This is a genomic window from Amycolatopsis sp., assembly GCF_035276945.1.
Taxonomy (GTDB): domain Bacteria; phylum Actinomycetota; class Actinomycetes; order Mycobacteriales; family Pseudonocardiaceae; genus Amycolatopsis_E.
Window position 1 is genome coordinate 24,146 of record NZ_DATELF010000136.1, and the last position, 25,393, is coordinate 49,538.

The window sequence follows — 25,393 nt, forward strand, 5'->3', positions numbered from 1 at the left end:
CGGCAGCGGTATGGACATACGGGATATGCACTAGGCAAGATGCGAAGCACTGTGAGTGCGCACAATGACACCCGAAGGCTCATCGTCCTCGCTGTGGACGACGAGCCCCATGGCCTGAACCTGCTGGTGGACGGCCTGCGAAACAATCCCAACATCGGCAAGGTGTTCAAGGCCGTCGACGCCGCGGAGGCACTGCGTCTCCTCGCGTCGGACGATCCCGAACTCCGCCAGCGCAAGGAACAGGGGCTGCCGGTCATCGACGCCGTGTTCGCCGATCTCCAGATGCCCGGCCTGTCCGGCATGGAGATGGCCAAGGTGTTCTCCGCGCTGAACCCCGCGCCCGTGCTGGTGTTCGTCACCGGGCACGCGCACGAGGCGGTGAACGCCTTCGACCTCGGCGCGGTGGACTACCTGCTCAAGCCGTGCAACCAGAGCAGGCTGGACCGGGCGGTCGACCGCGTGCTGGAGAAGGTCCGGGCGGTACCGGCGCCGGCGGGCCACAGTGCCGCGCCGGCCAAGCCGGACGACGACGAGGTGATCCCGGTCGAACTGGCGGGGACCACCAAGCTCGTGCCCCGGTCCACGGTGCGCTGGGTGGAGGCGCAGGGCGACTACGCCAGGCTGTTCACCGACGACGGGAACAGCCATCTGGTCCGCATCCCGCTCACCCAGCTCGAGGAGCGCTGGGCCAAGGCGGGATTCGTGCGGATCCACCGGTCGTTCCTGGTCGCGCTGAATCTGATCACCGAGCTGCGGATGGGCCAGGGTGGCTATCAGGTGGTCATCGGCAACGAGGAAAAGCTGCTGCCGGTCTCCCGGCGGCACACCCGTGAGCTCAAGGATCGGCTGACCGGCCGATGAACGGGGAAGACGTCCACCACCGCGCGGGCGGGGTCCGCGAACCGGACCCGACACTGGGCAAGAACTTCCACGTGCCCGCGCCGGTGGAGTCCGTCCCGCCCGCGAGGGAGCCGGAGCCGCCACCTCCTCCGCCGGTCAAACCGCCGAAACGGCAACGCGTGGTGCTCGCTGATCCCCGCTCACGCTCGACGCCGACGCTGCGCGCCCGGGTGGAACTGGAGGAGCAGACCAGTTGGGGAGAGGCGCTGATCAAGGATCTGGTCAAGCGGCAGATGCGCACGGCGCTGTTGCTGGGCCTGCTGGTGCTGGTAGCGTTCGGCTCGCTGCCGCTGATCTTCTACCTGTCGCCGGGTTTCGCCGCGAGGCGGGTGATCGGCGTGCCGTTGGCCTGGCTGTTCCTCGGGATCCTGCCGTTCCCGCTGCTGCTGCTGGTGGGCCTGACCTACAACCGGCTCGCCGAAGGGCATGAGCGCGACTTCGTCGACATGATCGAGAGTTAGAGAGTGTCCTGAGAGTGTTGCGTTCCCTGAGACAATCCGTGGTGTGCAGCTGAACCCGTGGGCGTTGACCGCTGTGGTGCTGGTCGCCGTGCCGACCTTCTACCTGGGGCATCGCTCGTCCCGGTTCGCCAGCTCCACACACGACTTCCTGGTCGCCCGGCGGACCGTGCGGGCTCGCCGCAACGCCGCCGCCGTCTCCGGTGAGTACCTCTCCGCCGCGTCCTTTCTCGGGGTCGCCGGAATCGTGCTCAAGGAGGGCGCCAACGGCCTGTGGTATCCGATCGGTTTCACCGCGGGCTACCTGGCGCTGATGTTGTTCGTCGCCGCGCCGCTGCGACGGTCCGGCGCGTACACGCTGCCGGATTTCCTGGAGGCGCGGCTGGGCTCGGTGGTGTTGCGCCGCTTCGCCACCGCGTTCGTGGTCTTCATCGGCGTGCTCTACCTCGTGCCGCAGCTGCAGGGCGCGGGGCTCGCGGTGAGCACGGTGCTGCCCTGGCCGACGTGGGTGGGCGCGCTCGTCGTGACCGTGTTGGTCGCGCTCAACGTCATCGGCGGAGGCATGCGTGCGATCACCGTGGTGCAGGCCTTCCAGTACTGGCTCAAGCTGTTCGCGATCGCCATCCCCGCGTTCGTGCTCAGCGCGGTGTTTCTCAGCGGAGCGAAGCCCGGCCCGGCGGGTCCGCTCGGTTCCCCGGCGCCGCCGACCTTCGCCACCGAGACCACTGTGGACATCCAGACCGACGTGGTGCTCGAGGTGAGCACGTTGACGCCGGTCCACGTGCAAGAACCCGGTGCCGCCACGTCGCACCTGGTGGCGTGGGTGTCGGGCGCCACCGAGCACGTCGCCAAGGGCACCAAACTGACCTTCCCGGAAGGCACCACCACCCCCGTGGTCTCCGGCGCGACCGCCGCCAATGCCGACTGGCTGCGTCCCGGCGCGGGCGGGTTGACCGACCTGCTCCAGACCTACTCGCTGATCCTCGCGCTCTGCTTCGGCACCATGGGCCTGCCGCACGTGCTCGTCCGCTTCTACACCAATCCCGACGGCAAGGCCGCCCGCCGCACCACCGTGCACGTGCTGTTGCTGCTCGGCCTGTTCTACCTGTTCCCGATGCTGCTGGGCGCGATGTCGCGCATGTACGAGCCGCAGCTGCTGGTCACCGGCAGAACCGACGCCGCGGTGCTCATGCTGCCGAGCGCGATGCTGTCCGGACTGGGTGGGCAGATCCTCGGCGGGGTGACCATGGCGGGCGCGTTCGCGGCCTTCCTGTCCACGTCTTCGGGACTGCTGGTGAGCCTCGCCGGGGTGGTGTCCACCGACCTCTTCAAGGGCCGGGTGTCGCACTTCCGGACGGCCGCCGGGATGGTCGCCGTGCTCGGGTTGGCCGTCGCGCTGGTGTTGCGGCCCACGGACCTGTCGATCAGCGTGGGTATGTCGTTCGCGCTGGCCGCCTCGACGTTCTCGCCGCTGCTGGTGCTCGGCGTGTGGTGGCGCGGGCTTACCTGGCCAGGTGCGCTCGCGGGGATGATCATCGGTGGCGGTCTGGTCCTCACGGCGCTGGCGGTCACCACCGTCAGCGGCTACACCGGCGGCTGGGCGCCCTGGTTCGCCGTTCAGCCGGGACTGATCACGGTACCGGCCGCGTTCGTGGGCACGATTCTGGTCAGCCTGGCCACCCGCAGCGGCAGACCGGGGGACGTCAACTCCGTCATGTTGCGGCTGCATGCTCCCGATCCGCTGGGCTTCATGCGGGACCGGGCGGTGGACCGGTTCGGCCAAGCCGACGAAAGAGTACGCTCCGGCCGGGGAAGGCACAGGAAGTAGGTAACCGTCAAGGCAAGCGAAGAAAGCGGGTCAACTGTCAGTTTTGTCGGTTATCACCCGTTTAGCGGTTCCCGTTGCTCCAAGTGACGGAATCTCGACCCTGAACACGATCTGTAACTAGTACTTTTGGGTACAGAGCGCACTTGAGGGCAATCCAGGCTACTCAAAGCGAGATTTCTCACCCGAATGGATTAACAACTTTTCGGGCCTTTGCGGGCAAGATCTACGCGCGTCCCCCAACGGGAAGAGGAGAGATCGTGCATACGGAGGTTGACCCGTGACAAGTACAGCCCAGGACCTCGAGAAGGACACAGGTCCGGGTACTGACTGGCAGCAGGTGCAGGGGAGCGCAGAGTTCGTAGAGTTGCGGAGAAGGCTCCGGGTCTTCGTTTTCCCGATGACCGTCCTCTTCCTCGCGTGGTATCTGCTGTACGTTCTGCTCGCCGACTACGCCCACGGCTTCATGGCCACGAAGGTGGCAGGCAACGTCAACGTCGGGTTGATCATCGGCCTGCTGCAGTTCGTGTCGACCTTCCTCATCACCGGGCTCTATGTCCGGTACGCCAACCGCAAGCTCGACCCGGTGGCCGACAAGATCCGCGGCGAGATCGAGGGCGAGCCGGTCGCGGCCGCGTTCACGGTCGAGCCGAGCGCGGCCGAGACGAAGGTCGAGGAGCCGGTCAGCGAGGCCAAGGTCGAGGCCGGGACCGAAGAGGCCACTGCTGGGACTGCCGCTGCCGAGACCGACACGGAAGTGGACGCCGGCGAGACCAAAGCCGAGGAGGACACCGCCGAGAGCGAGAAGACCGCTGGCGAGACCAAGGGAGAAACCAAGTAATGTACCTTGCCGCGGGAGTCGAGGGCAGCAACCCCACCCTCAACATCATCATCTTCACCCTCTTCGTGGTGGTCACGCTGGTGATCGTGTTCTGGGCGAGCCGGAACACCAGGACCGCGTCGGACTACTACGCGGCAGGCCGCGCGTTCACCGGTCCGCAGAACGGCATCGCGATCTCCGGTGACTACCTGTCGGCCGCGTCCTTCCTGGGCATTGCGGGAGCGATCGCGGTCAACGGGTACGACGGGTTCCTCTACTCGATCGGGTTCCTGGTCGCGTGGCTGGTCGCCCTGCTGCTGGTCGCGGAACTGCTGCGCAACACTGGCAAGTTCACCATGGGTGACGTGCTCGCGTTCCGGATGAAGCAGGGCCCGGTGCGGGCCGCGGCCGCGGTCTCCACGCTGGTGGTCTCGCTCTTCTACCTGCTGGCGCAGATGACCGGTGCCGGTGGCCTGGTCAACCTGCTCCTCGGTGTCAGCGGCAACGTCGGCCAGGACATCGTGATCGCCGTCGTCGGCGTGATCATGGTGCTGTACGTGCTGATCGGCGGTATGAAGGGCACCACCTGGGTGCAGATCATCAAGGCCGCGCTGCTCATCGTCGGTGCCTTCGCGATGACCCTGTGGGTGCTCGGCAAGTACGGGTTCAACTTCTCCAGCCTGCTGCAGCACGCCGTGGACAAGGCGGGCGGCGGCACGAAGGGGTCGGCCCTGCTCGGACCGGGCAAGCAGTACGGCAAGACCGGCACCTCGAAGCTGGACTTCCTGTCGCTGGGCATCGCGCTGGTCCTGGGCACCGCGGGTCTGCCGCACGTGCTGATGCGCTTCTACACCGTGCCCACCGCCAAGGACGCCCGCCGCTCGGTGGTCTGGGCGATCGGCCTGATCGGCGTGTTCTACCTGTTGACGCTGGTGCTCGGGTATGGCGCCGGCGCGATCGTCGGTGCCGACAAGATCGGGAAGGCGCCAGGAGGCCAGAACTCGGCGGCCCCGCTGCTCGCGCTGGAACTCGGCGGGCCGGTCCTGCTCGGGTTCATCGCCGCGGTCGCGTTCGCCACGATCCTGGCCGTGGTGGCCGGGCTGACGATCACCGCGTCCGCGTCGTTCGCGCATGACGTGTACGCCAACGTGATCAAGAAGGGCGCGGTGGACAGCAAGAACGCCGAAGTGCGGGTCGCCCGCATCACGGCGCTGGTGATCGGCGCGGTCGCGATCGTCGGTGGCATCCTGGCCAAGACCCAGAACGTGGCGTTCCTCGTGGCGCTGGCCTTCGCGGTGGCGGCCTCGGCGAACCTGCCGACGATCCTGTACTCGCTGTTCTGGAAGCGGTTCAACACCCAGGGCGCGCTGTTCAGCATCTACGGCGGGCTGATCGTCACCATCGTGCTGATCGTGTTCTCGCCCGCGGTGTCCGGTACGGCCACGTCGATGATCAAGGGCGCGGACTTCGGCTGGTTCCCGCTGTCGAACCCGGGCCTGGTGTCGATCCCGGTTTCCTTCTTCCTCGGCTGGCTCGGCACGGTCCTGTCCAAGGAGAAGACCGAGAAGTACGCGGAGATGGAGGTGCGTGCCCTCACCGGGGCACACGCCGAGAAGGCCGCCGCCCACTAAGGACGGTGCAGTCCGGCCGTGCCTTCCGGGGCTTGCCCCCGGAAGGCACGGCTTCCTTTATGGGCAGGGAACGCGACCGGATGGGAAGATGGACGGCGTGGTGAATCCTCAAGAGCTGCCGACCGCGTCCGTGTCCGAACTGCCGGACGACGGGATTTCGCTGCTGGACGTGCGGGAGCCCGACGAGTGGGTCGCCGGGCACGTGCCCGGGGCGGTCCATATCCCACTGGGCGAACTGCCGGGCCGGGTCGGCGAACTGAGCCGGTTTCCCGACGACAAACCCGTCTACGTGATCTGCCGGAGCGGTGGCCGGTCCGCGCGTGCCACGGCCTGGCTGAACGCGAGCGGCTGGGACGCGGTCAACGTCGCGGGCGGCATGAAGTCGTGGCACGTCGAGGGGCGCCCGGTGGTCAGCGAACAGGCCGGCGCGGCACCGGAAATCCTCTGAACGCTCATGCATCGGCACGGAGAAGCGGCGTACGGGTACCACAGCCCGAGGCCGTTCCGCGCGCGCCCGCGGGTGCAGTGGGTCGCTTCGCCGCCTCCCGGGATCTACCAGGCGCGCCGGGTGCGCCCTCCCGAGCGCTACACCGGCCCGCCCGCGTACCCGGTCCCGCCACGCTGGGGTTTCCCCAACCTCACCTGGCGCGAGCCGACGAACGTGCCCGGGTTGCCGTCGAGCTTCCCGACGCCGATGGAGCGCACGAGGCTGCTCGCCCGCAACGCGGTGACGGTGCTCTGGTTCATGGCCGGCCTTGCCACCGCCGGCTCGGCCGCCGAGTTCTGGCGGTACGCACTGCTCGTGATCAGCCGTAACTCCGCACTCGATGCCGGCGTCGTCAGCATGTCGGACACGTTGGAGGTCGTCTCCTCGCTGCTTTCGGTCGTCTTCGGGCTGATGGCGATCGGCTGTGTGCTGTGGTGGCTGCTCATCGTCCGGCAGGCGGTGGCGCAGGAGACCGGCCGCGAGCCGCCACGGTCGTCGCGGCAGGTGCTGGCCGGCACCCTGCTGCCCCCGCTGAACCTGGTCATGGCCGGTTCGATCCTCGCCGAGCTGGAACACGCCGTGCTCCGCCGCCCGGCCGAGGAGCGCCCCCGGCCTTCGCGGCTGGTGCTGGCGTGGTGGGCGGCCTGGGCGGTCAACGAGCTGCTCATGGTGCTGGTGATCGTCTGGCGGCTGCGGGACGGCATCCAGGCACAGGCCGACGGGGTGCTGCTGAGCGGCTTGCTCAACGCCTCCGCGGCGATCCTCGCCGGGCTGACCGCGGTGGTGGTGCACCGGCTGAGCAGCCTGGTCGCGCCGGTTTCGCCGCGCCGCCTGCGCCTGCGCCGCGTCCTGTCGGTCCGCGACGCGCCCGACCCGGCCCTCCGCCCCACCCGCCCGTCGGGCGCTTCACGCTGAGACAGGCAGGGTCACCAAGCCCCGGATGACGAACTCGGGCCGCCGCTGCGGTTCGTCCGCCAGCCGCAGTCCGGGCAGCCGGGCGATGAGCGCATGCAGCGCCGCGGCGATCTCGATCCGGGCCAGCGGCGCGCCGATGCAATAGTGGATCCCCGCGCCGAAACCGATGTGCGGGTTGGGTGAGCGGCCGACGTCCAGGGTGTCAGGCGCCTCGAAGACCGCGGGGTCGCGGGCGGCTGCGCCGAGCAGGGCGGCGATCTTCTCGCCCTTGGCGAGGTGGAAACCGGCGATCTCCACGTCTTCGGTCGCGGTTCGCTCGAACAACTGCAACGGCGCGTCGTACCGGATCAGCTCTTCGACCGCGGTTTCGACCAGCGCCGGGTCGTCGAGCAGCCGTTGCCACTGGCCGGGATGCCGCAGCAGCGCCCGGACGCCGTTGCCGATGACGTTCACCGTTGCCTCGTGCCCGGCCATCAGCAGCAGCACCCCGGTGGCCACGACCTCGTCGCCGGTCAGGTCCGCCCGCACCAGGTCGCTCACCAGGTCTTCGCCGGGATGCCGGCGCCGGTCGTCCGCCAGCTCGCGCAGATGGCCGGCGAATTCGCCCGCGGCACGTTCGGCGGCGTCCTGCTGCGCGGTGGGCAGCCCGTACTCGTACATCTTCACGATGGCGTTGCTCCACGACACCAGCCGTGACCGGTCCGCCTCCGATACCCCCAGTAGTTCGGCGATCACCGCGACCGGCAACGGCTGTGCGAGATGTTCGAGCAGGTCGGCGTCGTCGTCCATGGCCTCGGCGAGGTCGGCGACCATTCCGGCGGCGATTTCGGCGACCGTCGGCCGCAGCCGTTCGACGTGACCGCGTCCGAAGGCCGAGGAGATCGATCGTCGCAACCGGGTGTGCGCGGGCGGCTCGTTCTCCAGCAGCGAGTTGCGGTGCAGCAGGTTGAACGAGACGAACCGTTCTGGCGGGGACGCGTCGGTCCAGATCCGGCCGAGTCCGCGATGCCGCAACACCGCCGAGGCCGCGCTGTGGGAAACGGCGATCGCCATGCCGAGACTGTCGTGCCGGTGCACTTCGCCGGCCGAGCGCAGGCGCGCGAACTCCGGGTAGGGGTTGGCGAGGAAAACCGGATCATTGGGGTCGAACACCCGCTGAATCTAACCCGTCACGGCGCAGTATTCTGCCCGACATGGGTAAGGCAGCGCGTAAGAAGAACAAGGCGCCGAAGGTCCGCGACGTGTTCGTGGCACAGCCGTTCGAAGGACTCGCCGCCGAGCCCGAGCTGATCGCGCTGCGTGAGTTCATCCCCTCGGCCACCGCAAGACTGTCGCTTGTGGACAGTTCGGACCGGGTGGTCACGCTCGGCACGGTGCTGCCGATGGCCGCGGCCGCGCTCGTGCGTGCCGACGGCGAGGTGTTCCTCGGCCTGCAGGTGCAGACCCGCTCCTCCGACATCAGCCGCGACCTCGGCCGCGCCCTGCGCTGGGCGTTGGAGGCCGAGGAGGGCGACGTGCTGTCCGTGCCCGACACGACGAGTGCTCCGGGCGAGCGCGAACGTTTGCAGGACCTCCTCGAACCCGGTGCCGAACTCGACGTGACCCTGCACAGCGACTTCTCGTGGTGGCTGCCGGACGACACCGAGCCCACCGGCGACGTGCAGCTTTCGCTGGAGCGCGCCAACGAGGCCATCATGCCCACCGAACGGCTCGGCCCCGGCTCGTACTGGGTGCTGGCCGGCGAGAAGGCGCACCTCCGCTGGGTGCGCCCCGAGCCGGAGAACAAGCTGTTGCAGGCACTGGCGCGGCTCTCCGCGGCTGGTGAACTCGGATTGGGCGAGGGTTCGCGCTACGCGGGCTCCTTCCGCGCACACGGTCTGCTGGTGCCGGTCTGGGACCTCGACCCCGAAGCGCACGTGCGGGAATGGGTCGAGCCCGCCAAGCAACTCGGCGTGCGGCTGGACGCGGCTCTGGCGTCGCTGGACGAAGAGCCGCTGAACGCGGCCGAGCGGCGGGCCCGTGACGGGCTCATCGGACGCCAGCTCACCCTGCGGTGATCTTTCACATCTGCTCGGCCGCGGAGTGGACGGGCGAGGAGTACCGGGCGCCTTCACTGGACACCGACGGCTTCATCCACTGCTCCGACCTCGGCACGGTGCACCTGCCCGCCAACGCGTTCTACGCCGGGCGGATCGACCTGGTGCTGCTGCAGATCGATCCCGGAAAGCTCGACGTGCCGCTGCGGTGGGAACCCGGGCAACCTCCGCACCCCGCCGGTATCTGGTTTCCCCACGTCTACGGGCCGATCAAGGCCGGTGCGGTCGTCGCCGTGCACGACTTCCTTCCCGGGCCCGGCGGCACCTTCCTGCCGCCCGCCGCCGTGAGCGCACCGATTCCATAACCAGGTTGAACGTCGGCTGCCCCCCGCGCGTCTACAGATCGATCTGTTGAAGCAGACAGGCAACCACTGGGGGGCGATGTGCGTGGAGTAGGCGAAGAGCGAAGACCCATGGCAGAGGGAGAAGCCGCGGTGACCATGACGGCGCCTGCCGCGGTGAGCCTGCCGCTGCCCGCATCGTCGTCGGTCGACCTCGCGGACTTCGGGGAGTTCGTCGAGGCCAGCCTGCCCGGCCTGCTGCGCTACGGGCACGCGCTCACCGGCAACTCGCACGACGCCGCGGACCTGGTGCAGGCCGTGCTGGAGAAGATCGGCGCCCGCTGGTCCCACGTCCGGCGCAAGACGGGCGACCCGCTCGCCTACGTCCGCCGGTCCATGGCGAACGCGCATATCTCCAGGTGGCGGCGCACGCGCCGGGAGAACCTCGTCGCGGAAATCCCGGACAGCGTCGCGGCCGCGCGAGCGGACCCGTTCGAGCACGAGCCGCTGTGGCAGGCGCTGCGGGAGCTGCCGCCGAAACAACGTGCCGTTATCGTGCTGCGGTATTACGAAGGGCTGTCCGAGGTGGAGATCGCGGCGACGCTCGGGGTCAGTCAGGGCACCGTGAAGAGCCAGGCCAGCAAGGCGATCGCCAGCCTGCGCAAGAAGATGGGCGAAGGGAGGGAGGCGAGTTGACCGCCCACGACGAGTTGGACGGCGAGCTGCGGCGGCTGTTCGGCGACGCGCGTCTCGACCTGATGCCGCGTGAGGGCGCGGAAGAGGCCGTGGTGGCCGGGGCGCGGCGGATCAAGCGGCGCCGGACCGCCCTCGCCGCGACCGGTGGGGCGCTGGCTGTCACGGCGCTGGTCGCGAACGGCCTGGTCCTGGGTGGCCTGAGGACGGGATCCGGCCAGTCGGCCTCGCCGCCCGCCGAGCCTGTGCTTACCGGCTCCCCGACGTCGTCGACGGTGCCGCAGGTTCCGGCACCGTCGGCCGGGACGATATCGACGGAGAACGGGGCAGCGGACGCACCGTCGCCGACCTCGACGGTGCCGGGCTCGTCGCGCAAGCCGAGTTCGACCGCCCCCTCTCCCCCGGAGCGGGTGCTGACCGTCCCGGTCCTCGGCCCGTCGGGTTACGGCAAGCTGCGGCTCGGCATGTCCTACCAGGAGGCAAGCGCGACCGGGCAGCTCGCGGATCCGTCCACCGCACCAACCACCAAGTGCGAGACCTACACCTTGGTGGAGGGTGTCGACGCGATTTCCGGTGTGGTGATCTCGCAGACGGACGGAATCGTTTCGTTCCAGGGCGAGGCGGTGCGCACCCCGGAGGGCATCGAGGTGGGCTCTTCGACGCTGGCGCAGTTGACGAGGAGCTATCCCGGGCTGGTGAAGGGGAATGCCAACTGGTGGACCGCCTCCGCCGGATCGGGGGCCACCTACTCGTTCTTCGTCACCGACGACGGGACGGTGACGAAGATCCTGCTCGACACCCCGGCCTACGACAACTGCGGCTCATAGGGCTCCGCCGGCGACCGGGGGCATGGTCGGGTCGGCGGCGCCGTCGTCGTCGACCACCGCTTCGCGGGCGAGGAAGTTCTCCACGTCGAACAGGTCGCCGTCGGCGCGCTTGACGATGTTGAGCAGCGTGGTCATCTGGGCGATCTCCTCGACCTGCTCCTTGAGGAACCACTGCATGAACTGCTCACCCTGGTAGTCGTCCTCGTCGCGGGCCGTCTTGGCCAGGGTCTTGATGTCGGCGGAGACCTCCTTCTCCTGTTCGAGCGCGAGCTCCACCAGTTCGGCCACGCCGGCGAATTCGTTGCGCACCTCGCCGGTACCCGGGATTTCGACGTGATGGTCGGTGTCCATCAGGTACCGCACCAGCGCGAGCGCGTGATTACGCTCCTCGACGGACTGGCGGTAGAAACGCTTCGCCAGCTGCGGAAGATCGTCGTTGTCGAACCAGACCGCCAGCGCGAGGTACTGCTGCGAGGCCTTGAACTCGTTGTGCACCTGCTGCTGCAGGAGCTCGTAGAACTTGGAGCGTGGTTCCTTTTTCCTGATGGCCATACCGCCACGATAATGGAATCGCGTCAATATTTCCCACTTCGCTCTGGTGATCTTCGTCCTGTTTGGCTAGGCTCACTGCGCAAAGGTCGTGCTAAATTCGGTTAGGCATTCCTAAAAAGAATTAGGCAAGCCTTTCTTTGCTTTTACACCGGGTCACGCTGGATCGGGCAGGACATGCAGCGTGGCCCGCCCCGGCCGGAGCCCAACTCCGAGCCCGCGATCGGCAGCACCTCGATCCCGGCGTCCTCGAGCCGGGCGTTGGTCTCCATGTTGCGTTCGTAGCCCACGACGACCCCGGGGGCGAGCGCGAGCGTGTTGTTGCCGTCGTCCCACTGTTCCCGTTCGGCGGTCACCGGATCGAGTCCGGTGTCGATCACGCGGAGCTTCTCGATGCCCATCGCCGCCGCCGCCGCGTGCAGGAACGGCTCCGGGCCCTCCACGCGCAGCGAGCCCTCGCTGTCCCGGCACATCGTGTACGCCACCAGGGAATCCCGTGCCAGGGGATACATCACGACGGCATCGCGGTCGACCATCGTGCACACGGTGTCCAGATGCATGGTGGCGCGCGCCTGCGTGATCGGAACCGCCAGCACTGTGTGCGCCAGGTCGTCGGCGAACACCGACCGGGCCAGTGACTCGGCGCCGGCCGGGGTGGTCCGCTCGCCGACCCCGACCGCCAGCACGCCGGGCGCCAGCAGCATCACGTCGCCGCCTTCGACGGGCGCGGAGTGGGCGCCGTAGGCGCGGGCGGCGTGCCGGCATCGCGGATGGTAGGCGTAGATCAGGTCGAGCAGCGCGGTTTCCCTGCGGCGCGCCGGCATGGCCAGCGAGGAGATCGCCACCCGGTCCGCGATCCACACCGAGGAGTCCCGGGTGAACAGCAGGTTCGGCAGCGGGTCGACCACGAAGTCGTGCGGGTGGTGCATCTTCCGCACCAGCGAAGCGCCCTCGGACGCGGGCAGCTCCTCGAAGGTGACGCCGGACATCAGGGCTTCGGCCAGGGTCGCGGCGTCCACAGTGGACAGATGAGAGCGCAGCGAGTCGGCGAGGTCCTCGCCGAGCCGCCTCTGGTCCACCGCCGACTGGAGTGCGGCCGTGTGCGCCCGCGGGTCCGCCAGCGCTTCCCGCAGCACGTCGGCGAGCAGCAGCACCTCGACGCCGCGGCCACGCAGGACATCAGCGAACGCGTCGTGCTCCTGCTGGGCGCGGTCGACCCACGGAATGGAGTCGAACAGCAACTGATCGTTGTTGCGGGGAGTGAGGCGCTTGAGTTCGTTGCCCGGCCGGTGCAGCATCACCGCACGCAGCGGCCCGACCTCGCTGTCCACTCGAGGGGTCACGCATGCAGGTTACGGCAGCCAGGACAGATGTCCACGCAGCAGCGAATAGCCCACGAAAGACACCACGTCCAGCAGGGTGTGCGCGACGATCAGTGGCCACAGCCGGTTGGTGCGCTGCCAGACCCGGCCGAACGCCAGGCCCATGACCAGGTTGCCGACGAACCCACCGAAGCCCTGGTAGAGGTGGTAGGAGCCGCGCAGCACGGCGGCCGTGAGCAGTCCGGCGTTCTCCCGCAGGCCGAGCTGCCGCAGCCGGGTGAGCAGGTAGCCGACGACCAGAATCTCCTCGGCGACCGCGTTGCCCGCCGCCGACAGCGTCAGCGCGACCGGCCGCCACCAGGTGTCGTCCAAAGTGGACGGTTGGACGGCCAGGTTGAAGCCCAGTTTCCAGCCCACGAAGTAGAGCGCGAGTCCCGGGATGCCGATCAACGCGGCCAGTCCGGCTCCCCACAACGCGTCCCGGCGCGGGCTCAGCCGGTCGAGGCCGACAGCCGACAGCCTTGTCCCGCCGCGGACCAGCAGGTACGCGCCGAGCGCGCCCCACGCGAACAGTTGCGCCGCGGCCAAGAGCTGGGCCAGCAGGTCGAGCAGGTCCGAGGCGGCCTGCGGCACGTTCAGCGCGACGTGCTGCCGGCTCAGCGGCTCGGGGCGCAGCAGCGAGTCCAGCAGGGACACCAGGCTGCGGGCCCCGGACATGCCGAGGGTGACCGAAAAGACGATCAGCAACTCGATCTTGAGCCGTCGGCGTTGAAGTTCGGCGGTGACCGGTTCGGGTACCTCCGGGCGCTCGGGGCGCAGCCAGTCGCGGACCAGGGATGTCACCCTCGCACGCTACCGTCTCGAACCATGAACATCGCCACCGCTGATCGCGTCGACCGCGGCGAACTGCTGGATTTCCTGCGCACCCGGCACCGGGCCGTCCTGATGACCACCCGGGCCGACGGCACCCCTCAGCTGTCCCCGGTGACCAGCGGGATCGACACGCAAGGCCGGTTCGTCGTGGCCACCTATCCGCAACGGGCGAAGGTCCGCAACGCCCGGCGTAACCCGGCCGTGTCGGCCTGTGTCCTTTCGGACGAGTGGAACGGTCCGTGGGCGCAGTTCGATGGGCAGGCCGAGGTGCTCGACCTGCCGGAGGCGCTGGAACCGCTGGTCGAGTACTTCCGGTGCATCTCGGGAGAGCATCCGGACTGGGACGAATATCGCGAGGCCATGCGGCGGCAGGGCAAGAGCCTGATCCGTGTCACCATCACGCGCTGGGGGCCGATCGCCACCGGCGGCTTCCCGCCCGAGCTAGCGTAGGCCCGCGAGGAACGGGCAGCCCACGAGCCGGCGAAGCTCCGCGGCCAGTTGCGGCGGGTTCCGCACCGGCCGGGAGAAGGCCAGGCGCACGTCGTGATCGCCCGTCGCGGTCTCGACCCGCAATCGCAGCCCGAACCGGTCCAGGCCCAGTGGCCGGATCCGCCCGTCGCGCAACTCCTCCGGCACATGCCGGGTGAGCTGCCCGACGACGTCCGGGTGCCGCGTTTCCAGATGCCGCAGCCACTCGGCCTCGTAGGCGAGGAACGGGTCCGGCGAAGCCGCGCTGAAGACGTGCGGCTGCAGGGAGTGGGTGCCCTCGGCGTCCGCGAGGACCATGGACGCCGCGGTCAGCCAGCACATCCGGGCACCGTGCCCGAGGCCGAGCAGTCGTGGGTCCGGGCGCGTTTCCGCTATCCGGAGCGCCTTCGCCCGCGCCGAGGCCTCGCTGAGCGGACGCAGCCAGCCGGTGATCCACAGCAGCCCACGGACGGGTTCACGAAGCTCGACCGGGGCCGGGTCGGCCAGCTCCAGCATCACCGCGACCTCGTCCTCTCCGAGCAGGGGATGCTCCTCCCGGAGCAGGATGCTCACGCTCCCGCTCGGGTGCACGTGATGCAGTTCCGGCACCACACGCGGACCGGAGGCGACCGGCATGAGCGCACCGGAGGAGTTGCGCGACGCGATGGTCCTCGCGCGTTCGGCGGGGCTGGGCGTCGGCGGATGACGGGTTTCGGTCACGAGCCACCTCCTACTTAGGTGAGCCTAACTTAGGCCGGTGACGCAGGGAAGTGCTCGGATTCGGGGGACTCGCGTGGCCGGGCGGCGCGGCACCAAGGTGCACGCGGATCGAACGGATTTGTCCGCTTATCGTACGCTACTAGCGTGTCCCTTGTGTCAAGCGCTGCGGAACTCACGCCACCCGGCCCTCGTGGAATTCCACCCCTGTTCGCGCGGCTCGTAGACGATTCGGCGCTGTTCCCGCCAGGGGACGCCAACATGCCCGAAGCGCTGCGCGCCCACTTCGCGACCCGAGCCGGCGAGCATGCGGGACTGCTCGGCGTGTTCCTGTGCCAGGCCTCGCGGCTACCGGAGCTCATCACCGAGTTGATCAAGGTGAAGCCGAAGGAGCCGCTGCCGCTGTCGCTGATCATCGACACCGGGCTCGGCGGGGTGCCCAAGGCGATCTCCATCGTGGAGTCGCGCAGCGAGCTGCTGTCGCTGCGGATGGTCGAGATGCCCGCACCGTCCGATGTGGACGAGGTGTGGCTGGAGCGGGTCTCGGAGTTCGTGCCCGAGGACGTGATCCGGGTGGTCGAACCGAGGCGGGGCGTCGGGTGGCTCGACGGGGTGCGCAAGGTGATCGAGCACGGTAGCTGGGCCAAGATCCGGTGCGGCGGCCTGTCCAGTGAGAACTTCCCCAGCGTCGACGAGGTAGCGGACTTCCTGTCCGTGGTCAGCGGCTACCCCGGCGCCTCGTTCAAGGCGACGAACAGCCTGCACCGGGCCGTCCGGCACCAGGAGGACGAGACCGGGTTCGTGCACCACGGCTTCCTGAACCTGCTGGTGGCGGTCGGGCGCTGCCTGTCCGGCGGGAACGTCCGCGAGGCGTTGGCGTCGACGGACGCCGAAGTCCTCGCGGAGGAGGCGCGCGGCCTGTCCGAGCCCGCCGCCAAGGCCGTCCGCGCGCTCTTCGCGTCTTACGCGTCGGCGAGCTTTGTGGAGCCGGTCGCCGATCTAGAGGTGCTTGGCCTGCTGTGAGTGCCGAGGGGTCGCTGACCCTGGAGCGCGGCCTCGCGCTGCTGCAGGCCGTGGCGGACGCGGGCGGTGAAGTCGCGACCATCTCGGAGCTCGCGGACTCGATCGGAGCGAGCCGGGCCGCCGTCTACCGGCTGCTGACCCCGCTCGCCGCGCGCGGCCTGGTACGGCGGGACGGCAGCAAGGTGCGGCTCGGCGTGGGGGTCCTGCGGCTGGCCGAGCAGGTGGTGCCGCAGCTGCGCGAGGCGGCACGCCCGGTGCTGCGGGACCTGGCCGAGAAGGTCGGCGCGACGGCGCATCTGTCGGTCGCCAACGGAGATCAGCTCGAGTCCGTTGCCGTGGTGGAACCTTCCTGGACGAACTTCCACGTCGCCTACCGGGTCGGCGCACGGCACCCGATCGGCGCCGGGGCCGCCGGCAAGGCGTTGCGGCTGCGTCCGGGCGGTCGCGGCTGGGCCGCGGTGACCGGCGAGGTGCAGCGCGGGACCAGCGGGCTCGCCGCTCCGGTGCGCGGAGTGCCGGGGCTGCGGGCCAGCGTCGGCGTGGTCACGCTGGGTCCGCTCGACGCGGAGAAGGTCGGGCCGCGCGTGCTCGAAGCGGCGACCGCGCTTACCGAGGTGTTGCGTTGAGCAGTGGCCTGACCATGGTCAGCAGCAGGGCCACGTCTATGCCGAACAGCACGCGTTCGAACAGGCCGACCGCGATCTCCGGATGGACCTGCGACCACAGGAAACCGCCCAGGACGACCGCGACTCCGCCCGCGCTGGCCGAGGCCAGGCGGCGGATGGCGGTTCGGCGCGCTTCCCACGGGCAGGTGCCGCCGGGGCCGCGGGTCAGCAGCCAGGCCGCGGAGGGAAGCGCCACGAACGCCACGAGCGCCGCGATGTTGTGCACGTTCCCGCTCAGCGAGCGCGGCGCCCCGGGCGGGTCGACCTCGAACAGGGTCAGCACGGTCAGCCCGCCGCACCACAGACCGAGCAGCGTGAGCGCCGCACGATCACGCCGGACCCCGGCGATGCCGACCAGCAGGGCGGTCGAGCCGAGCACGAGGGCGAGGCACATCGCGGTGAACAGCGGTGCGGCCGAGAATCCGAGGCCCAGCCGGCCGTAGACGTACTCGGACAGCGTCTGCGAGATGGGGCTGATCTGCCCGGCGAGCCGGAAATGCAGCTCCAGCGAAATGGCGACGGCCAGCGCGACGCCGACCACCGCGAGACGGCCTGGCAGGGTCGAGACGGTTTTCACGGCGGGCTCCTCGACAGATCAGCCAGTTACGGGCGAAGGGCAGGGCACCCGGACTTCACTGCCCGTTCACCCTGCCCTCATCTGGACGTCGATCGAGGTTAGGAGATCAACTGGTCGGACGCCAAATCGTGGCGGGTGCTCACCGCGAACGCTCAGCCGGTGACGAACTGCACCAGGGCCAGCGCGGCGAAGCCGGCGAAGGTGAAACCGGCGATTCGCTGGAGCAGCTTCGGCCGGATCCGGGCACGCACCTTGTGCCCGATCAGCACGGCCACGCCGGCGACCACGACCAGGGACAGGAACGCGCCGACGCCGACGGCCAGCGGTTGCGCGTAGCGTGCGGCGAGCCCGGCGGTGGCGAGCTGGGAGGCGTCACCCCATTCGGCGGCGAAGAGCACGCCGAACGACGTGACGGCCGAGCGCAGGAAGGGCACCGGACAGGGGCCCGAGCGCGAGGCGTCCTCCTCTCCGTCACCGCCGGGCGAGAACCCGGCGCGGAGCAGCATGACGGCGCCGACGCCGAACAGCGCCGTGACCACGCCCGCCACCACCTGATCCGGCAACAGCGTCAGCGCGTGCCCGAACAGCACCGCGACCAAACATTGCACGGCGAACGCGGCGGCGACGCCGGCGAATACCGGCCAGGCCCGGAACCGGGTGGTCAGCACAAGGGTGGCGACCAGTGTCTTGTCCGGCAGCTCCACGGCCAGGACCAGGGCGAACGTGCTGACAAGCGCCAGCAGGGCGGTCGACATCGGTGGTGCTTCCCCCTTTCACCGCAACGGTAAAGGGGGATTTTCGGAAACGCCAGCGGATGGGAATAGCGAATTATTGTTTTTGGTGTGGTCGGACTATTTTTTCGGTCTGCCTAAATCAATTTTGCCGGCCGCCTCAGTCGAGGATTCCGGGTACCGTCGCGGCACCCTTGCGCGCCGGCCGGCCGTCGAAGGTCGGCAGGTCGGGATGCGGTTCCCGCAGCGCCTCGAGGTTCACCTCCGAAGGATACGGACTCATCACTCTGTTTGTCGGCAGGACCTAGGTCCTGCCAAGATCAGGACCCTCGGACCTGACGCGGGCGGGGGTGCCGGGAGCAGGCTGACGGCGTGGATGTGCTCCAACTCGCGCGGTGGCAGTTCGGTATCACCACCGTCTACCACTTCCTGATGGTTCCGCTGACGATCGGACTGTCCGTGCTCGTCGCGGGGATGCAGACGGCCTGGGTGCGCACTGGCGAGGCGCGCTACTACAAGATGACCAAGTTCTGGGGCAAGCTGCTGCTGGTCAACTTCGCGATGGGCGTGGTGACCGGAATCGTGCAGGAATTCCAGTTCGGGATGAACTGGAACGCCTACTCCCGGTTCGTCGGTGACGTGTTCGGCGCGCCACTGGCGATGGAAGGGCTGGTCGCGTTCTTCGTCGAGTCGACGTTCCTCGGGCTGTGGATCTTCGGCTGGGACCGGCTGCCGAAGAAGGTGCACCTGGCCTGCGCCTGGGCGTTCTCCCTGGCGACCATCGCGTCGGCTTACTTCATCCTGGCCGCGAACTCGTGGATGCAGCATCCGGTCGGGGTGGACCTCGTCGACGGCAGGCCGAGGATGAACTCGATCTGGGCGGTGCTGACGAACAACACCGCGCTCGCGGCCATTCCGCACACCATCGCCGGGGCGTTCTCGGTGGCGGCGGCGTTCCTCGTCGGGGTGGCCGGCTGGCACCTGTGGCGCAGGCGCGATGAGCATGCCGGGGTCTGGCGGTCGTCCCTGCGGCTCGGTGCGTGGACCGGTGTGGTGTCCTTCGCGGTGCTCGCCATCACCGGAGACATGCAGGGCAAGCTGATGTTCGAGCAGCAGCCGATGAAGATGGCGTCGGCCGAGGCACTGTGCCACACCGAGCAGCCGGCCAGCTTCTCGATCATCGCCATCGGGGACGTGGCGAAGCAGGACTGCGAGGACGTCAAGACCTTCAGCGTCCCGGCGCTGCTGTCGTTCCTCGCGCACCACGATTTCTCGACGGAGGTGAAGGGCGTCGAGGACCTCGTGGGCGAGTACCAGGCGCATTACGGCACGAACTATCCCAACGATCCCGCGCTGGGCGAGTTGGCCGGCAAGCCGATCGACTACACGCCGAGCCTTCCGGTGACCTACTGGGGCTTCCGCGCGATGATCGGTTTCGGCGCTCTTTCGGTGGGGATCGGCGTGCTCGCGCTGTGGCTGGCCCGCGACCCCCAAGGGAGAAGCAAGGCGCGCCCGAATCGTCTCCGAAGCCGAATCCGCGACTCGAAATGGTTCCCGCGCCTGCTTCTGCTGGGGATCGCCACGCCGTTCATCGGGAACAGCGCGGGGTGGATCTTCACCGAAATGGGCCGCCAGCCGTTCGTCGTCGCGCCCAACCCCACGGGTATCGACGGCGTGTGGATGTTCACCGCCCAGGCCGTTTCCCGGCTGTCCACCGGCGAGGTGTGGACCTCACTGATCGCGCTGACCACCGTCTACCTGGCTCTCGGCGCCGTCGAACTGTTCCTCATGCACAAATACGTGCGCGGCGGCATAGAGGGCGTGCTTCCCCCGGAAAAACCCAAGCAGAACAGCGATTCCGGCGACGCACTCGCCTTCGCCTACTGACGACGCCCGAAGGACCAACGCGATGAACCTCCCCACCCCAACCCCCCACCCTCCCGGGGGGCGACCCCACGTCCAGCCTACCGCCGCCCGGTGCTTTTTCCCGGGTCACGCGGAAAGTTGTGGACAACCGGGGTCGCTGTGGACAACTCCGTGGATAACCGCGGCGGCGGCCGTGGAATGTCGGGGGCGTGTGCTATGAGCCTCGAGACGGCCTGGTTCTGCATTGTCGCGGTTTTCTGGCTGGGATACCTGTTCCTGGAGGGCTTCGACTTCGGGGTCGGCATGTTGCTGCCGATCCTCGGCCGCGACGACACCGAGCGCCGCGTCATGATCAACACGATCGGTCCGGTCTGGGACGGCAACGAGGTGTGGCTGATCGTGGCCGCGGGCACGATGTTCGCCGCCTTCCCCGGCTGGTACGCGTCACTGTTCTCGGCCGCGTACCTGCCGTTGGTGCTGGTGCTCCTGGCGCTGATCGGCCGCGGTGTCGCGTTCGAGTACCGCGGCAAGGTCGATTCCGAACGCTGGCGCCGTACCTGGGACCGCGTGATCATGGCCGGTTCCTGGATAGCGCCCCTTGGCGTCGGGCTGATCCTGACCACCACCTTCGTCGGGCTTCCCCTCGACGCGCACGGCAACCGGATCGGGTCCGCGTTCGAGGCGATCCGGTGGGACACCCTGCTTGGCGCGCTCGCCGTCGCCGGGTTCTCGCTCGTGCACGGCGCCGCCTTCCTGACCCTGAAAACCGCGGGCGAGTTGCGCGAACGCGCGAGGCTCCTCGCCCATCGCGTGCTCCCCGTCGCGCTGCTGCCCCTGCTGGCGCTGCTCGTGCTGGTACAGGCGCGCGAAGGTACATTGTGGACATTCGTGTCACTCGCGGTGGCGGTGGTGGCGGCCGGTGTCGCCTGGCGCAAGCTGGCCGTCGACCGTGACGGCGTTGCCTTCGCCGCACTCGGAGTCACCATCGGGGCCGCCGCCGTAACGCTGTTCGGGGCGCTCTACCCCGACGTCCTGCCATCCACTGTGGACTTGGCGAACTCGTTGACCGTCACGAGCACGGCAGCCAGCCCGTACACCCTGAAGGTGATCACCTGGGTCGGCGGATTCGGGGCCCCCGCGGTCCTGGTCTACCAGGGCTGGACCTACTGGGTCTTCCGCAAGCGGATCAGCGTGCGGCATATCCCGCCGGTGCACACCCCATGAGCCTTCCCGGACGCACCATCCTTCCCGCATTTGTGTCCAAAACGGACACATTGCGCCCGGGAAAGGGTCCGCTCGGCGCGCTGCCCGCCCTGTCGATGGCGGCGCGCCGGGCGCTGGGCCTGGCGGGGGTCCTCGCGCTGCTCAACGCCGTCGCACTGGTGGCACAGGCATTCCTGCTCGCCTCGGCATGTGCGGAGATCGGGCACGGTCTCCCGGCGACCAAACTCGCCGCACTGCTCGGTGTGGTGCCCGCGCGTGCGGCTGTCGCCTGGGCGATGCGCCTGGTCGCCGCTCGCGCCGCCGCGGGAGCCAAGGAGGAACTGCGTGCCAGGGCGGTCGACCACGCCCTGCGGCTGGGTCCGGAATGGATCGCCGCACGCGGTCCGGGCGAACTGACCGCGCTGACCACCAAGGGCCTGGACGCGCTCGACGCATACTTCACCGAGTACCTTCCGGCGCTGGTGACCGCCGCGGTCGTCCCACTCGCGGCCGGTGCCGCCGTGCTGTTCGCCGACTGGCCGTCCGCGGCGATCATCGCGCTCACCGTGCCGCTGTTGCCCGTGTTCGCGATCCTGGTCGGAAAATACACCGCCGACCGTTCCGCGGCGGCCGCCGACACGATGCACCGGTTGTCCGGTCACCTGCTGGAACTGGTTCGCGCGCTGCCCGTACTCGCCGCGTTCCGCCGCGCGGAGGCACAGGCGGAGGCGGTTGGCCGGGTGTCCGACCGGCACCGGCGCGCGACCCTGAAAACCCTGCGGGTCGCGTTCTCCTCGGCATTCGTGCTCGAACTCGCGACGATGCTGTCCGTCGCACTGATCGCGGTGGTGATCGGAGTCCGGCTGGTGTCGGGCGATCTGTCGCTGACGATCGGGCTCGCCGTGCTGATCCTCGCCCCCGAGTGCTACCAGCCGCTGCGCTCGGTCGGCGCGGCGTTCCACGCGAGCGAGGACGGCGTCGAGGCCGTGCGACGTGTCACCGAGATCCTGGCCGAACCTGCACCCTTGAACGGTTCAGTCGGTTCAGTCGTTGCCGGTCGTGCCGAAGTCCGGGTGGACGGGTTGCGGGTGTCGCGGCGGAACGGCTTCGCGCCGGACGGCGAATCGTTTTCGGTGAAGCCCGGCGAAATCGTGTGGTTGCGCTCTCCCAGCGGTGCCGGCAAGTCCACGACCCTGTCCGTCCTATTAGGATTTGTCATGCCGCGCGAAGGAACGGTCACAGTGGACGGCGTTCCGATGAGTGAGCTCGATTTGGCCGCCTGGCGGCGCAATGTCGCCTGGGTGCCGCAGTCGCCGGCCTTCACCGGCGGCACCGTTCGCGCGGAACTCGAACTCGCCCTGGCCGACCAGGACGAGGATCCACTTCCCGGTGAGATCGAAGACGTACTGGCGGCCATGAACCTCACAGGTTTCGAGTCCGCGAGGACCGACCGGCTTTCCCTGGGGCAGCGCCAGCGCGTCGCCGTCGCCAGGGCGTTGTTGCGGGTCCGGCACGGGGCGTGGCTCCTCCTGCTCGACGAGCCCACCGCGCACCTCGACGCGACGAACGCCGCAAGCGTGATGGCGGCAGTGGAAGCCACCCGCGATTCCGGCGCCGCGGTGGTGATCGCGGCGCACGCACGCGACGACCCTCGGGTGTCGAACGCGCGGCCTGCCGCCGCCGTGGGGACGCGGCCGGAAACTTCGCAGTTCGTAGGAAACAGCCTCGGGAAACTGACCGACCATCGACTGGTCCTGGGAGCGGTACTCGGCGCGCTCGCGCTGGTCTCCGGTCTCGCGTTGACCGCGGTGTCGGGATGGCTGATCGCGAAGGCCGCACAGCAGCCACCGATCCTCACCCTCACGGTGGCCGTGGTCGGCGTGCGCGCGTTTGGGCTCGCACGAGCCGGGCTCCGCTACATCGAGCGGCTCACGACGCACGACGCCGCGTTCCGAATCGCCGGACGGTTGCGAGTGGACCTGTGGCGCGCGCTCGTGCGGATCGGCCCTGCCAGAGCCCTCGGCCTTCGCGACGGTGAGGGTCAACGACGGCTGGTCGCCGACGTCGACACCGTCCGCGACCTTCTTCCCCGGGTGGTCACGCCGCCCCTCGTCGCCGGCGCGGTGCTGGTGAGCGCGGTCGTCGTGCAGACCGTCCTGCTGCCCTCCGCCGGCCTCGTGCTTTTCGGCGCTGTGTTGTCAGGCGCGCTTGGCGGACCGCTGCTCGCACTCCGACTCGAGCGCCGGGCCACTTCCGCGCTCGCGTCCGGGCGGCGGGACGTGAGCGCGAAGGTGCTCGCGCTGTTCTCGGTCGCAGCCGAGCTGCTGGCCTTCGGCGCGTACCGCTCGCGCCGAGCCGAACTCGCGAGCGCCGACGCTCGCCTTGCCGCGCAAGCCCGTCGACAGGCCGTCGGCGCCGGTGCCGCGGACGCGCTGATCACCTTGACCACCGGCCTGGCGGCCGTGACCAGCGTCTGGCTGGCGGCCTTGGACGGGCGGCTCGACCCGGTGCTCGCACCCGTTCTCGCGCTCGTGCCCCTCGCCCTCGCCGAGGTGCTGGCCCTGCTGCCACCCGTCGCCCAGCATTGGAACACTCTCCGCCGCTCTCGTGTTCGTCTTGCCAACCTGGGGGAGGCGCCCGCCCTCCGCTTCGAGCGTGACAACGAGGCACACGTCACCGGGAACATCCGCTGGCCCGGTGGTGAGCCCGTGCTGCACGGGGTCGACGTACGGATTCCGGCGGGAAAGTGGGTCGCGGTGACCGGGGCGTCGGGTTCGGGGAAGTCGACCTTGCTGGCCGCCTTGCTGGGTTTCCTCGACGTGCGGGGCAGCCTCCCCACGGAGATCGCCTGGGCACCGCAGGATCCGCAACTGGTGTCCACCACGGTCGCCGAGAACCTGCGCCTCGCCGACCCGCACGCCACCGACGACCAGTTGATCGAGGCCCTTCACCTCGCCTGCCTGCCGGACCTCGGCCTCGACACCGTGCTCGGCAGCGCGGGTAGCGGCTTGTCCGGTGGCCAGGCCCAACGTCTCGCGCTGGCCCGCGCACTCGTCGCCGCGCCGAAAGCTCAACTCGTGCTCCTCGACGAGCCGACGGCACACCTCGAAGAACCCACGGCGGCCAAGATCCGCGCCAACCTGCGCACGGTGCTCGCCGGCCGGACCGTCGTGTTCGTGACGCACCACCTGGCGGAATCGGAGGAAGCCGACCTCGTGCTGGAGGTGTGCGACGGACGCGTCCGTACCAGGAAGGGCGTCTACCCTTGACACTGCTCATGGAACCGACTCTCGCCGCGCAGGCGCTGTCCGCGGCCACCGAGATCACGACCGCGGCACTGTCCGGGGACGAGCCCGACACGGTGCTGGGCTCGGTCGTGCAGAAGGCCGCGGAGCTGGCACGTGCCGACCTCGGCCTGGTCATGGTGCGCGCGGACGACGGGAGTGTCTCCGTGGAGGCCGCGCACGGCTGCCACACCACGGAGCTGCGAGGTCTGGTCCTGCCCGCGGAGTCGGCCGCCGGCCAGGTGGCCCGCGGCGGGGACACCGTGGTCGCCGCGGACTTCACCACAGATCCGCGCACGGCACCTTACGTGCCCGGCGAGCTGTCCGGCTTCGGACCGTTCGCGGCCGCGCCCTTCGGGTCGGGCGGCCGGGTGCTCGGGGCGCTGGCGGTGTACCGGCTGCCGGAGTCCGAGGCGTTCTCCCCGGCCACCGTCGAGGTGCTGACCGCGTTCGCCGCGCAGGTCGGCGTGGTCCTGGCGCTCGCCGAAGGAGCCGACGCACGGCACCGGCTCACCCTCTACCAGGAGCGCGAGCGGATCGCCCGCGAGTTGCACGACGTGATCGTCCAACGACTGTATGCGGCAGGTATGCAGCTCGACCGCGTGCGCAGGCGGATGCGCAAGCGGTTCGCCGGAACGGACGCCACCCGGCTCGGCGAGGCGATCGACCAGCTCGACCAGACCATCGAGGAGATCCGCGCGACCGTGCGGGGACTCCGTTCGCCCGCTCCGGAACCGCAGCCGGCCGCGGACCTCGCCGAGTCGGCCCGCGACGAGATTCGCATCGCCGGTGAACTGCTCGGCTTCCCGCCGACGCTGGAGCTGTCCGGCGAGTTCGCCGACATCCCCGCCGAGCGGGCCGACCACATCCGGGCGGCGATGCGCGAAGCGCTGTCCAACGCCGTCCGGCATTCCGGCGCCAGCGAGATCAGGGTGACCTTGCATCGTGACGCCCGGGAGGTCCGGCTGCGGGTACGGGACAACGGGTCCGGCGTGCCGCAGGGGGTGGCGACTCGTGGACTGCGTCATCTGGCCGAGCGGGCGGACAGCGCGGGTGGGAAGTTCTACATCAACTCCTCACCCAGCCTGGGCACGCTCGTCGCGTTCGACCTGCCCCTTTCCCGCGAGGTCGCGCGCTAACGCGGTCGCGTCACCAGGGTGACTTCGAGCGTGACCTGCGGCC

The 25,393-nt window shown here is 69.3% G+C and carries 24 protein-coding genes and 1 pseudogene; 18 read left to right on the forward strand and 7 right to left on the reverse strand.

Annotation, left to right across the window (positions count from 1 at the left end; all coding sequences use genetic code 11):
* Nucleotides 1–39: 39 nt before the first annotated feature.
* The 7 genes and pseudogenes from VJT49_RS23805 (at nt 40) to VJT49_RS23835 (ending at nt 7,036) form a co-directional block, all read left to right on the forward strand.
* Complete coding sequence (locus VJT49_RS23805; protein WP_324167122.1) at nt 40–861, forward strand: LytTR family DNA-binding domain-containing protein; 822 nt, start codon at nt 40–42, stop codon at nt 859–861.
* On the forward strand, nt 858–1,361 hold the full coding sequence (locus VJT49_RS23810) for a hypothetical protein (RefSeq protein WP_324167123.1): 504 nt from the start codon (nt 858–860) through the stop codon (nt 1,359–1,361). The genes VJT49_RS23805 and VJT49_RS23810 overlap by 4 nt, the downstream gene beginning before the upstream one ends.
* A 43-nt stretch (nt 1,362–1,404) precedes the next feature.
* On the forward strand, nt 1,405–3,186 hold the full coding sequence (locus VJT49_RS23815; RefSeq protein WP_324167124.1) for a cation acetate symporter: 1,782 nt from the start codon (nt 1,405–1,407) through the stop codon (nt 3,184–3,186).
* A gap of 277 nt (nt 3,187–3,463) precedes the next feature.
* Nucleotides 3,464–3,805, forward strand: a pseudogene (locus VJT49_RS23820) (DUF485 domain-containing protein); the annotation flags it as partial.
* A 218-nt stretch (nt 3,806–4,023) separates the two neighbouring features.
* The gene (locus tag VJT49_RS23825) at nt 4,024–5,634 is read left to right on the forward strand and encodes a cation acetate symporter (protein WP_324167125.1); all 1,611 of its coding nucleotides are present in this window, start codon (nt 4,024–4,026) and stop codon (nt 5,632–5,634) included.
* Nucleotides 5,635–5,722: 88 nt separating this feature from the next.
* Nucleotides 5,723–6,082: a rhodanese-like domain-containing protein gene (locus tag VJT49_RS23830; protein WP_324167126.1), complete on the forward strand. Its 360-nt coding sequence runs from the start codon at nt 5,723–5,725 to the stop codon at nt 6,080–6,082.
* Nucleotides 6,083–6,088: 6 nt separating this feature from the next.
* Nucleotides 6,089–7,036, forward strand: coding sequence for a DUF4328 domain-containing protein (locus VJT49_RS23835; RefSeq protein WP_324167127.1), 948 nt, complete (start codon nt 6,089–6,091; stop codon nt 7,034–7,036).
* Here VJT49_RS23835 and VJT49_RS23840 read toward each other — a convergent pair.
* Nucleotides 7,028–8,188 carry a cytochrome P450 gene (locus tag VJT49_RS23840; protein WP_324167128.1) on the reverse strand — a complete coding sequence of 387 codons (1,161 nt, stop codon included), beginning with the start codon at nt 8,186–8,188 and terminating at the stop codon, nt 7,028–7,030. The genes VJT49_RS23835 and VJT49_RS23840 overlap by 9 nt on opposite strands.
* Before the next feature lie 41 nt (nt 8,189–8,229).
* Between VJT49_RS23840 and VJT49_RS23845 the strand changes: the two genes are divergently transcribed.
* The 4 genes from VJT49_RS23845 (at nt 8,230) to VJT49_RS23860 (ending at nt 10,933) form a co-directional block, all read left to right on the forward strand.
* Complete coding sequence (locus VJT49_RS23845; protein WP_324167129.1) at nt 8,230–9,093, forward strand: DUF5926 family protein; 864 nt, start codon at nt 8,230–8,232, stop codon at nt 9,091–9,093.
* The gene (locus VJT49_RS23850) at nt 9,090–9,437 is read left to right on the forward strand and encodes a DUF952 domain-containing protein (protein WP_324167130.1); all 348 of its coding nucleotides are present in this window, start codon (nt 9,090–9,092) and stop codon (nt 9,435–9,437) included. The genes VJT49_RS23845 and VJT49_RS23850 overlap by 4 nt, the downstream gene beginning before the upstream one ends.
* A 135-nt stretch (nt 9,438–9,572) precedes the next feature.
* A complete protein-coding gene (locus tag VJT49_RS23855; RefSeq protein WP_324167201.1) occupies nt 9,573–10,109 on the forward strand; it encodes a SigE family RNA polymerase sigma factor in 537 nt (178 codons plus the stop codon).
* Nucleotides 10,106–10,933: a hypothetical protein gene (locus tag VJT49_RS23860; RefSeq protein WP_324167131.1), complete on the forward strand. Its 828-nt coding sequence runs from the start codon at nt 10,106–10,108 to the stop codon at nt 10,931–10,933. Before VJT49_RS23855 ends, VJT49_RS23860 begins: the two co-directional genes overlap by 4 nt.
* On the opposite strand, the gene VJT49_RS23865 is transcribed toward VJT49_RS23860, so the two are convergent.
* From VJT49_RS23865 to VJT49_RS23875, 3 genes are all read right to left on the reverse strand, one after another.
* Complete coding sequence (locus VJT49_RS23865) at nt 10,928–11,485, reverse strand: ferritin (protein WP_324167132.1); 558 nt, start codon at nt 11,483–11,485, stop codon at nt 10,928–10,930. The genes VJT49_RS23860 and VJT49_RS23865 overlap by 6 nt on opposite strands.
* Before the next feature lie 143 nt (nt 11,486–11,628).
* The gene (gene arcA / locus VJT49_RS23870) at nt 11,629–12,813 is read right to left on the reverse strand and encodes an arginine deiminase (protein ID WP_324167202.1); all 1,185 of its coding nucleotides are present in this window, start codon (nt 12,811–12,813) and stop codon (nt 11,629–11,631) included.
* A gap of 21 nt (nt 12,814–12,834) precedes the next feature.
* Entirely contained in the window at nt 12,835–13,647 is an 813-nt protein-coding gene (locus VJT49_RS23875) for a CPBP family intramembrane glutamic endopeptidase (RefSeq protein ID WP_414636079.1), read from the reverse strand.
* A gap of 24 nt (nt 13,648–13,671) precedes the next feature.
* On the opposite strand from VJT49_RS23875, the gene VJT49_RS23880 reads away from it, so the two are divergent.
* Nucleotides 13,672–14,127, forward strand: a complete 456-nt coding sequence (locus VJT49_RS23880; RefSeq protein WP_324167133.1) for a PPOX class F420-dependent oxidoreductase — start codon at nt 13,672–13,674, stop codon at nt 14,125–14,127.
* On the opposite strand, the gene VJT49_RS23885 is transcribed toward VJT49_RS23880, so the two are convergent.
* The gene (locus VJT49_RS23885) at nt 14,119–14,865 is read right to left on the reverse strand and encodes a DUF2470 domain-containing protein (RefSeq protein WP_324167134.1); all 747 of its coding nucleotides are present in this window, start codon (nt 14,863–14,865) and stop codon (nt 14,119–14,121) included. The genes VJT49_RS23880 and VJT49_RS23885 overlap by 9 nt on opposite strands.
* A gap of 153 nt (nt 14,866–15,018) precedes the next feature.
* Between VJT49_RS23885 and VJT49_RS23890 the strand changes: the two genes are divergently transcribed.
* Nucleotides 15,019–15,885, forward strand: a complete 867-nt coding sequence (locus VJT49_RS23890) for a hypothetical protein (protein ID WP_324167204.1) — start codon at nt 15,019–15,021, stop codon at nt 15,883–15,885.
* A complete protein-coding gene (locus tag VJT49_RS23895; RefSeq protein WP_324167135.1) occupies nt 15,882–16,511 on the forward strand; it encodes an IclR family transcriptional regulator in 630 nt (209 codons plus the stop codon). Before VJT49_RS23890 ends, VJT49_RS23895 begins: the two co-directional genes overlap by 4 nt.
* On the opposite strand, the gene VJT49_RS23900 is transcribed toward VJT49_RS23895, so the two are convergent.
* Both VJT49_RS23900 and VJT49_RS23905 read right to left on the reverse strand, forming a co-directional pair.
* Entirely contained in the window at nt 16,492–17,127 is a 636-nt protein-coding gene (locus VJT49_RS23900; RefSeq protein WP_324167136.1) for a DUF998 domain-containing protein, read from the reverse strand. The two genes, VJT49_RS23895 and VJT49_RS23900, sit on opposite strands and share 20 nt — an antisense overlap.
* A 152-nt stretch (nt 17,128–17,279) precedes the next feature.
* A complete protein-coding gene (locus VJT49_RS23905) occupies nt 17,280–17,882 on the reverse strand; it encodes a TMEM165/GDT1 family protein (RefSeq protein ID WP_324167137.1) in 603 nt (200 codons plus the stop codon).
* Nucleotides 17,883–18,230: 348 nt separating this feature from the next.
* Between VJT49_RS23905 and VJT49_RS23910 the strand changes: the two genes are divergently transcribed.
* The 4 genes from VJT49_RS23910 (at nt 18,231) to VJT49_RS23925 (ending at nt 25,350) form a co-directional block, all read left to right on the forward strand.
* Nucleotides 18,231–19,745 carry a cytochrome ubiquinol oxidase subunit I gene (locus VJT49_RS23910; RefSeq protein ID WP_324167138.1) on the forward strand — a complete coding sequence of 505 codons (1,515 nt, stop codon included), beginning with the start codon at nt 18,231–18,233 and terminating at the stop codon, nt 19,743–19,745.
* 195 nt (nt 19,746–19,940) lie between these two features.
* Nucleotides 19,941–20,948: a cytochrome d ubiquinol oxidase subunit II gene (gene cydB / locus VJT49_RS23915; protein ID WP_324167139.1), complete on the forward strand. Its 1,008-nt coding sequence runs from the start codon at nt 19,941–19,943 to the stop codon at nt 20,946–20,948.
* Complete coding sequence (gene cydD, locus VJT49_RS23920; RefSeq protein ID WP_324167140.1) at nt 20,945–24,196, forward strand: thiol reductant ABC exporter subunit CydD; 3,252 nt, start codon at nt 20,945–20,947, stop codon at nt 24,194–24,196. The genes cydB and cydD overlap by 4 nt, the downstream gene beginning before the upstream one ends.
* Nucleotides 24,197–24,204: 8 nt before the next feature.
* Nucleotides 24,205–25,350, forward strand: a complete 1,146-nt coding sequence (locus VJT49_RS23925) for a GAF domain-containing sensor histidine kinase (RefSeq protein ID WP_324167205.1) — start codon at nt 24,205–24,207, stop codon at nt 25,348–25,350.
* Nucleotides 25,351–25,393: the final 43 nt, after the last annotated feature.

Bases quoted from the DNA above. Each gene is read 5' to 3' on its own strand.
- VJT49_RS23805 (WP_324167122.1), top strand. From the start codon at position 40: ATGCGAAGCACTGTGAGTGCGCACAATGACACCCGAAGGCTCATCGTC.
- VJT49_RS23810 (WP_324167123.1), top strand. From the start codon at position 858: ATGAACGGGGAAGACGTCCACCACCGCGCGGGCGGGGTCCGCGAACCG.
- VJT49_RS23825 (WP_324167125.1), top strand. From the start codon at position 4,024: ATGTACCTTGCCGCGGGAGTCGAGGGCAGCAACCCCACCCTCAACATC.
- VJT49_RS23830 (WP_324167126.1), top strand. From the start codon at position 5,723: ATGGACGGCGTGGTGAATCCTCAAGAGCTGCCGACCGCGTCCGTGTCC.
- VJT49_RS23835 (WP_324167127.1), top strand. From the start codon at position 6,089: ATGCATCGGCACGGAGAAGCGGCGTACGGGTACCACAGCCCGAGGCCG.
- VJT49_RS23845 (WP_324167129.1), top strand. From the start codon at position 8,230: ATGGGTAAGGCAGCGCGTAAGAAGAACAAGGCGCCGAAGGTCCGCGAC.
- VJT49_RS23855 (WP_324167201.1), top strand. From the start codon at position 9,573: ATGACGGCGCCTGCCGCGGTGAGCCTGCCGCTGCCCGCATCGTCGTCG.
- VJT49_RS23865 (WP_324167132.1), bottom strand. From the start codon at position 11,485: ATGGCCATCAGGAAAAAGGAACCACGCTCCAAGTTCTACGAGCTCCTG.
- VJT49_RS23880 (WP_324167133.1), top strand. From the start codon at position 13,672: ATGAACATCGCCACCGCTGATCGCGTCGACCGCGGCGAACTGCTGGAT.
- VJT49_RS23905 (WP_324167137.1), bottom strand. From the start codon at position 17,882: ATGTCGACCGCCCTGCTGGCGCTTGTCAGCACGTTCGCCCTGGTCCTG.
- cydB (WP_324167139.1), top strand. From the start codon at position 19,941: ATGAGCCTCGAGACGGCCTGGTTCTGCATTGTCGCGGTTTTCTGGCTG.
- cydD (WP_324167140.1), top strand. From the start codon at position 20,945: ATGAGCCTTCCCGGACGCACCATCCTTCCCGCATTTGTGTCCAAAACG.
- VJT49_RS23925 (WP_324167205.1), top strand. From the start codon at position 24,205: ATGGAACCGACTCTCGCCGCGCAGGCGCTGTCCGCGGCCACCGAGATC.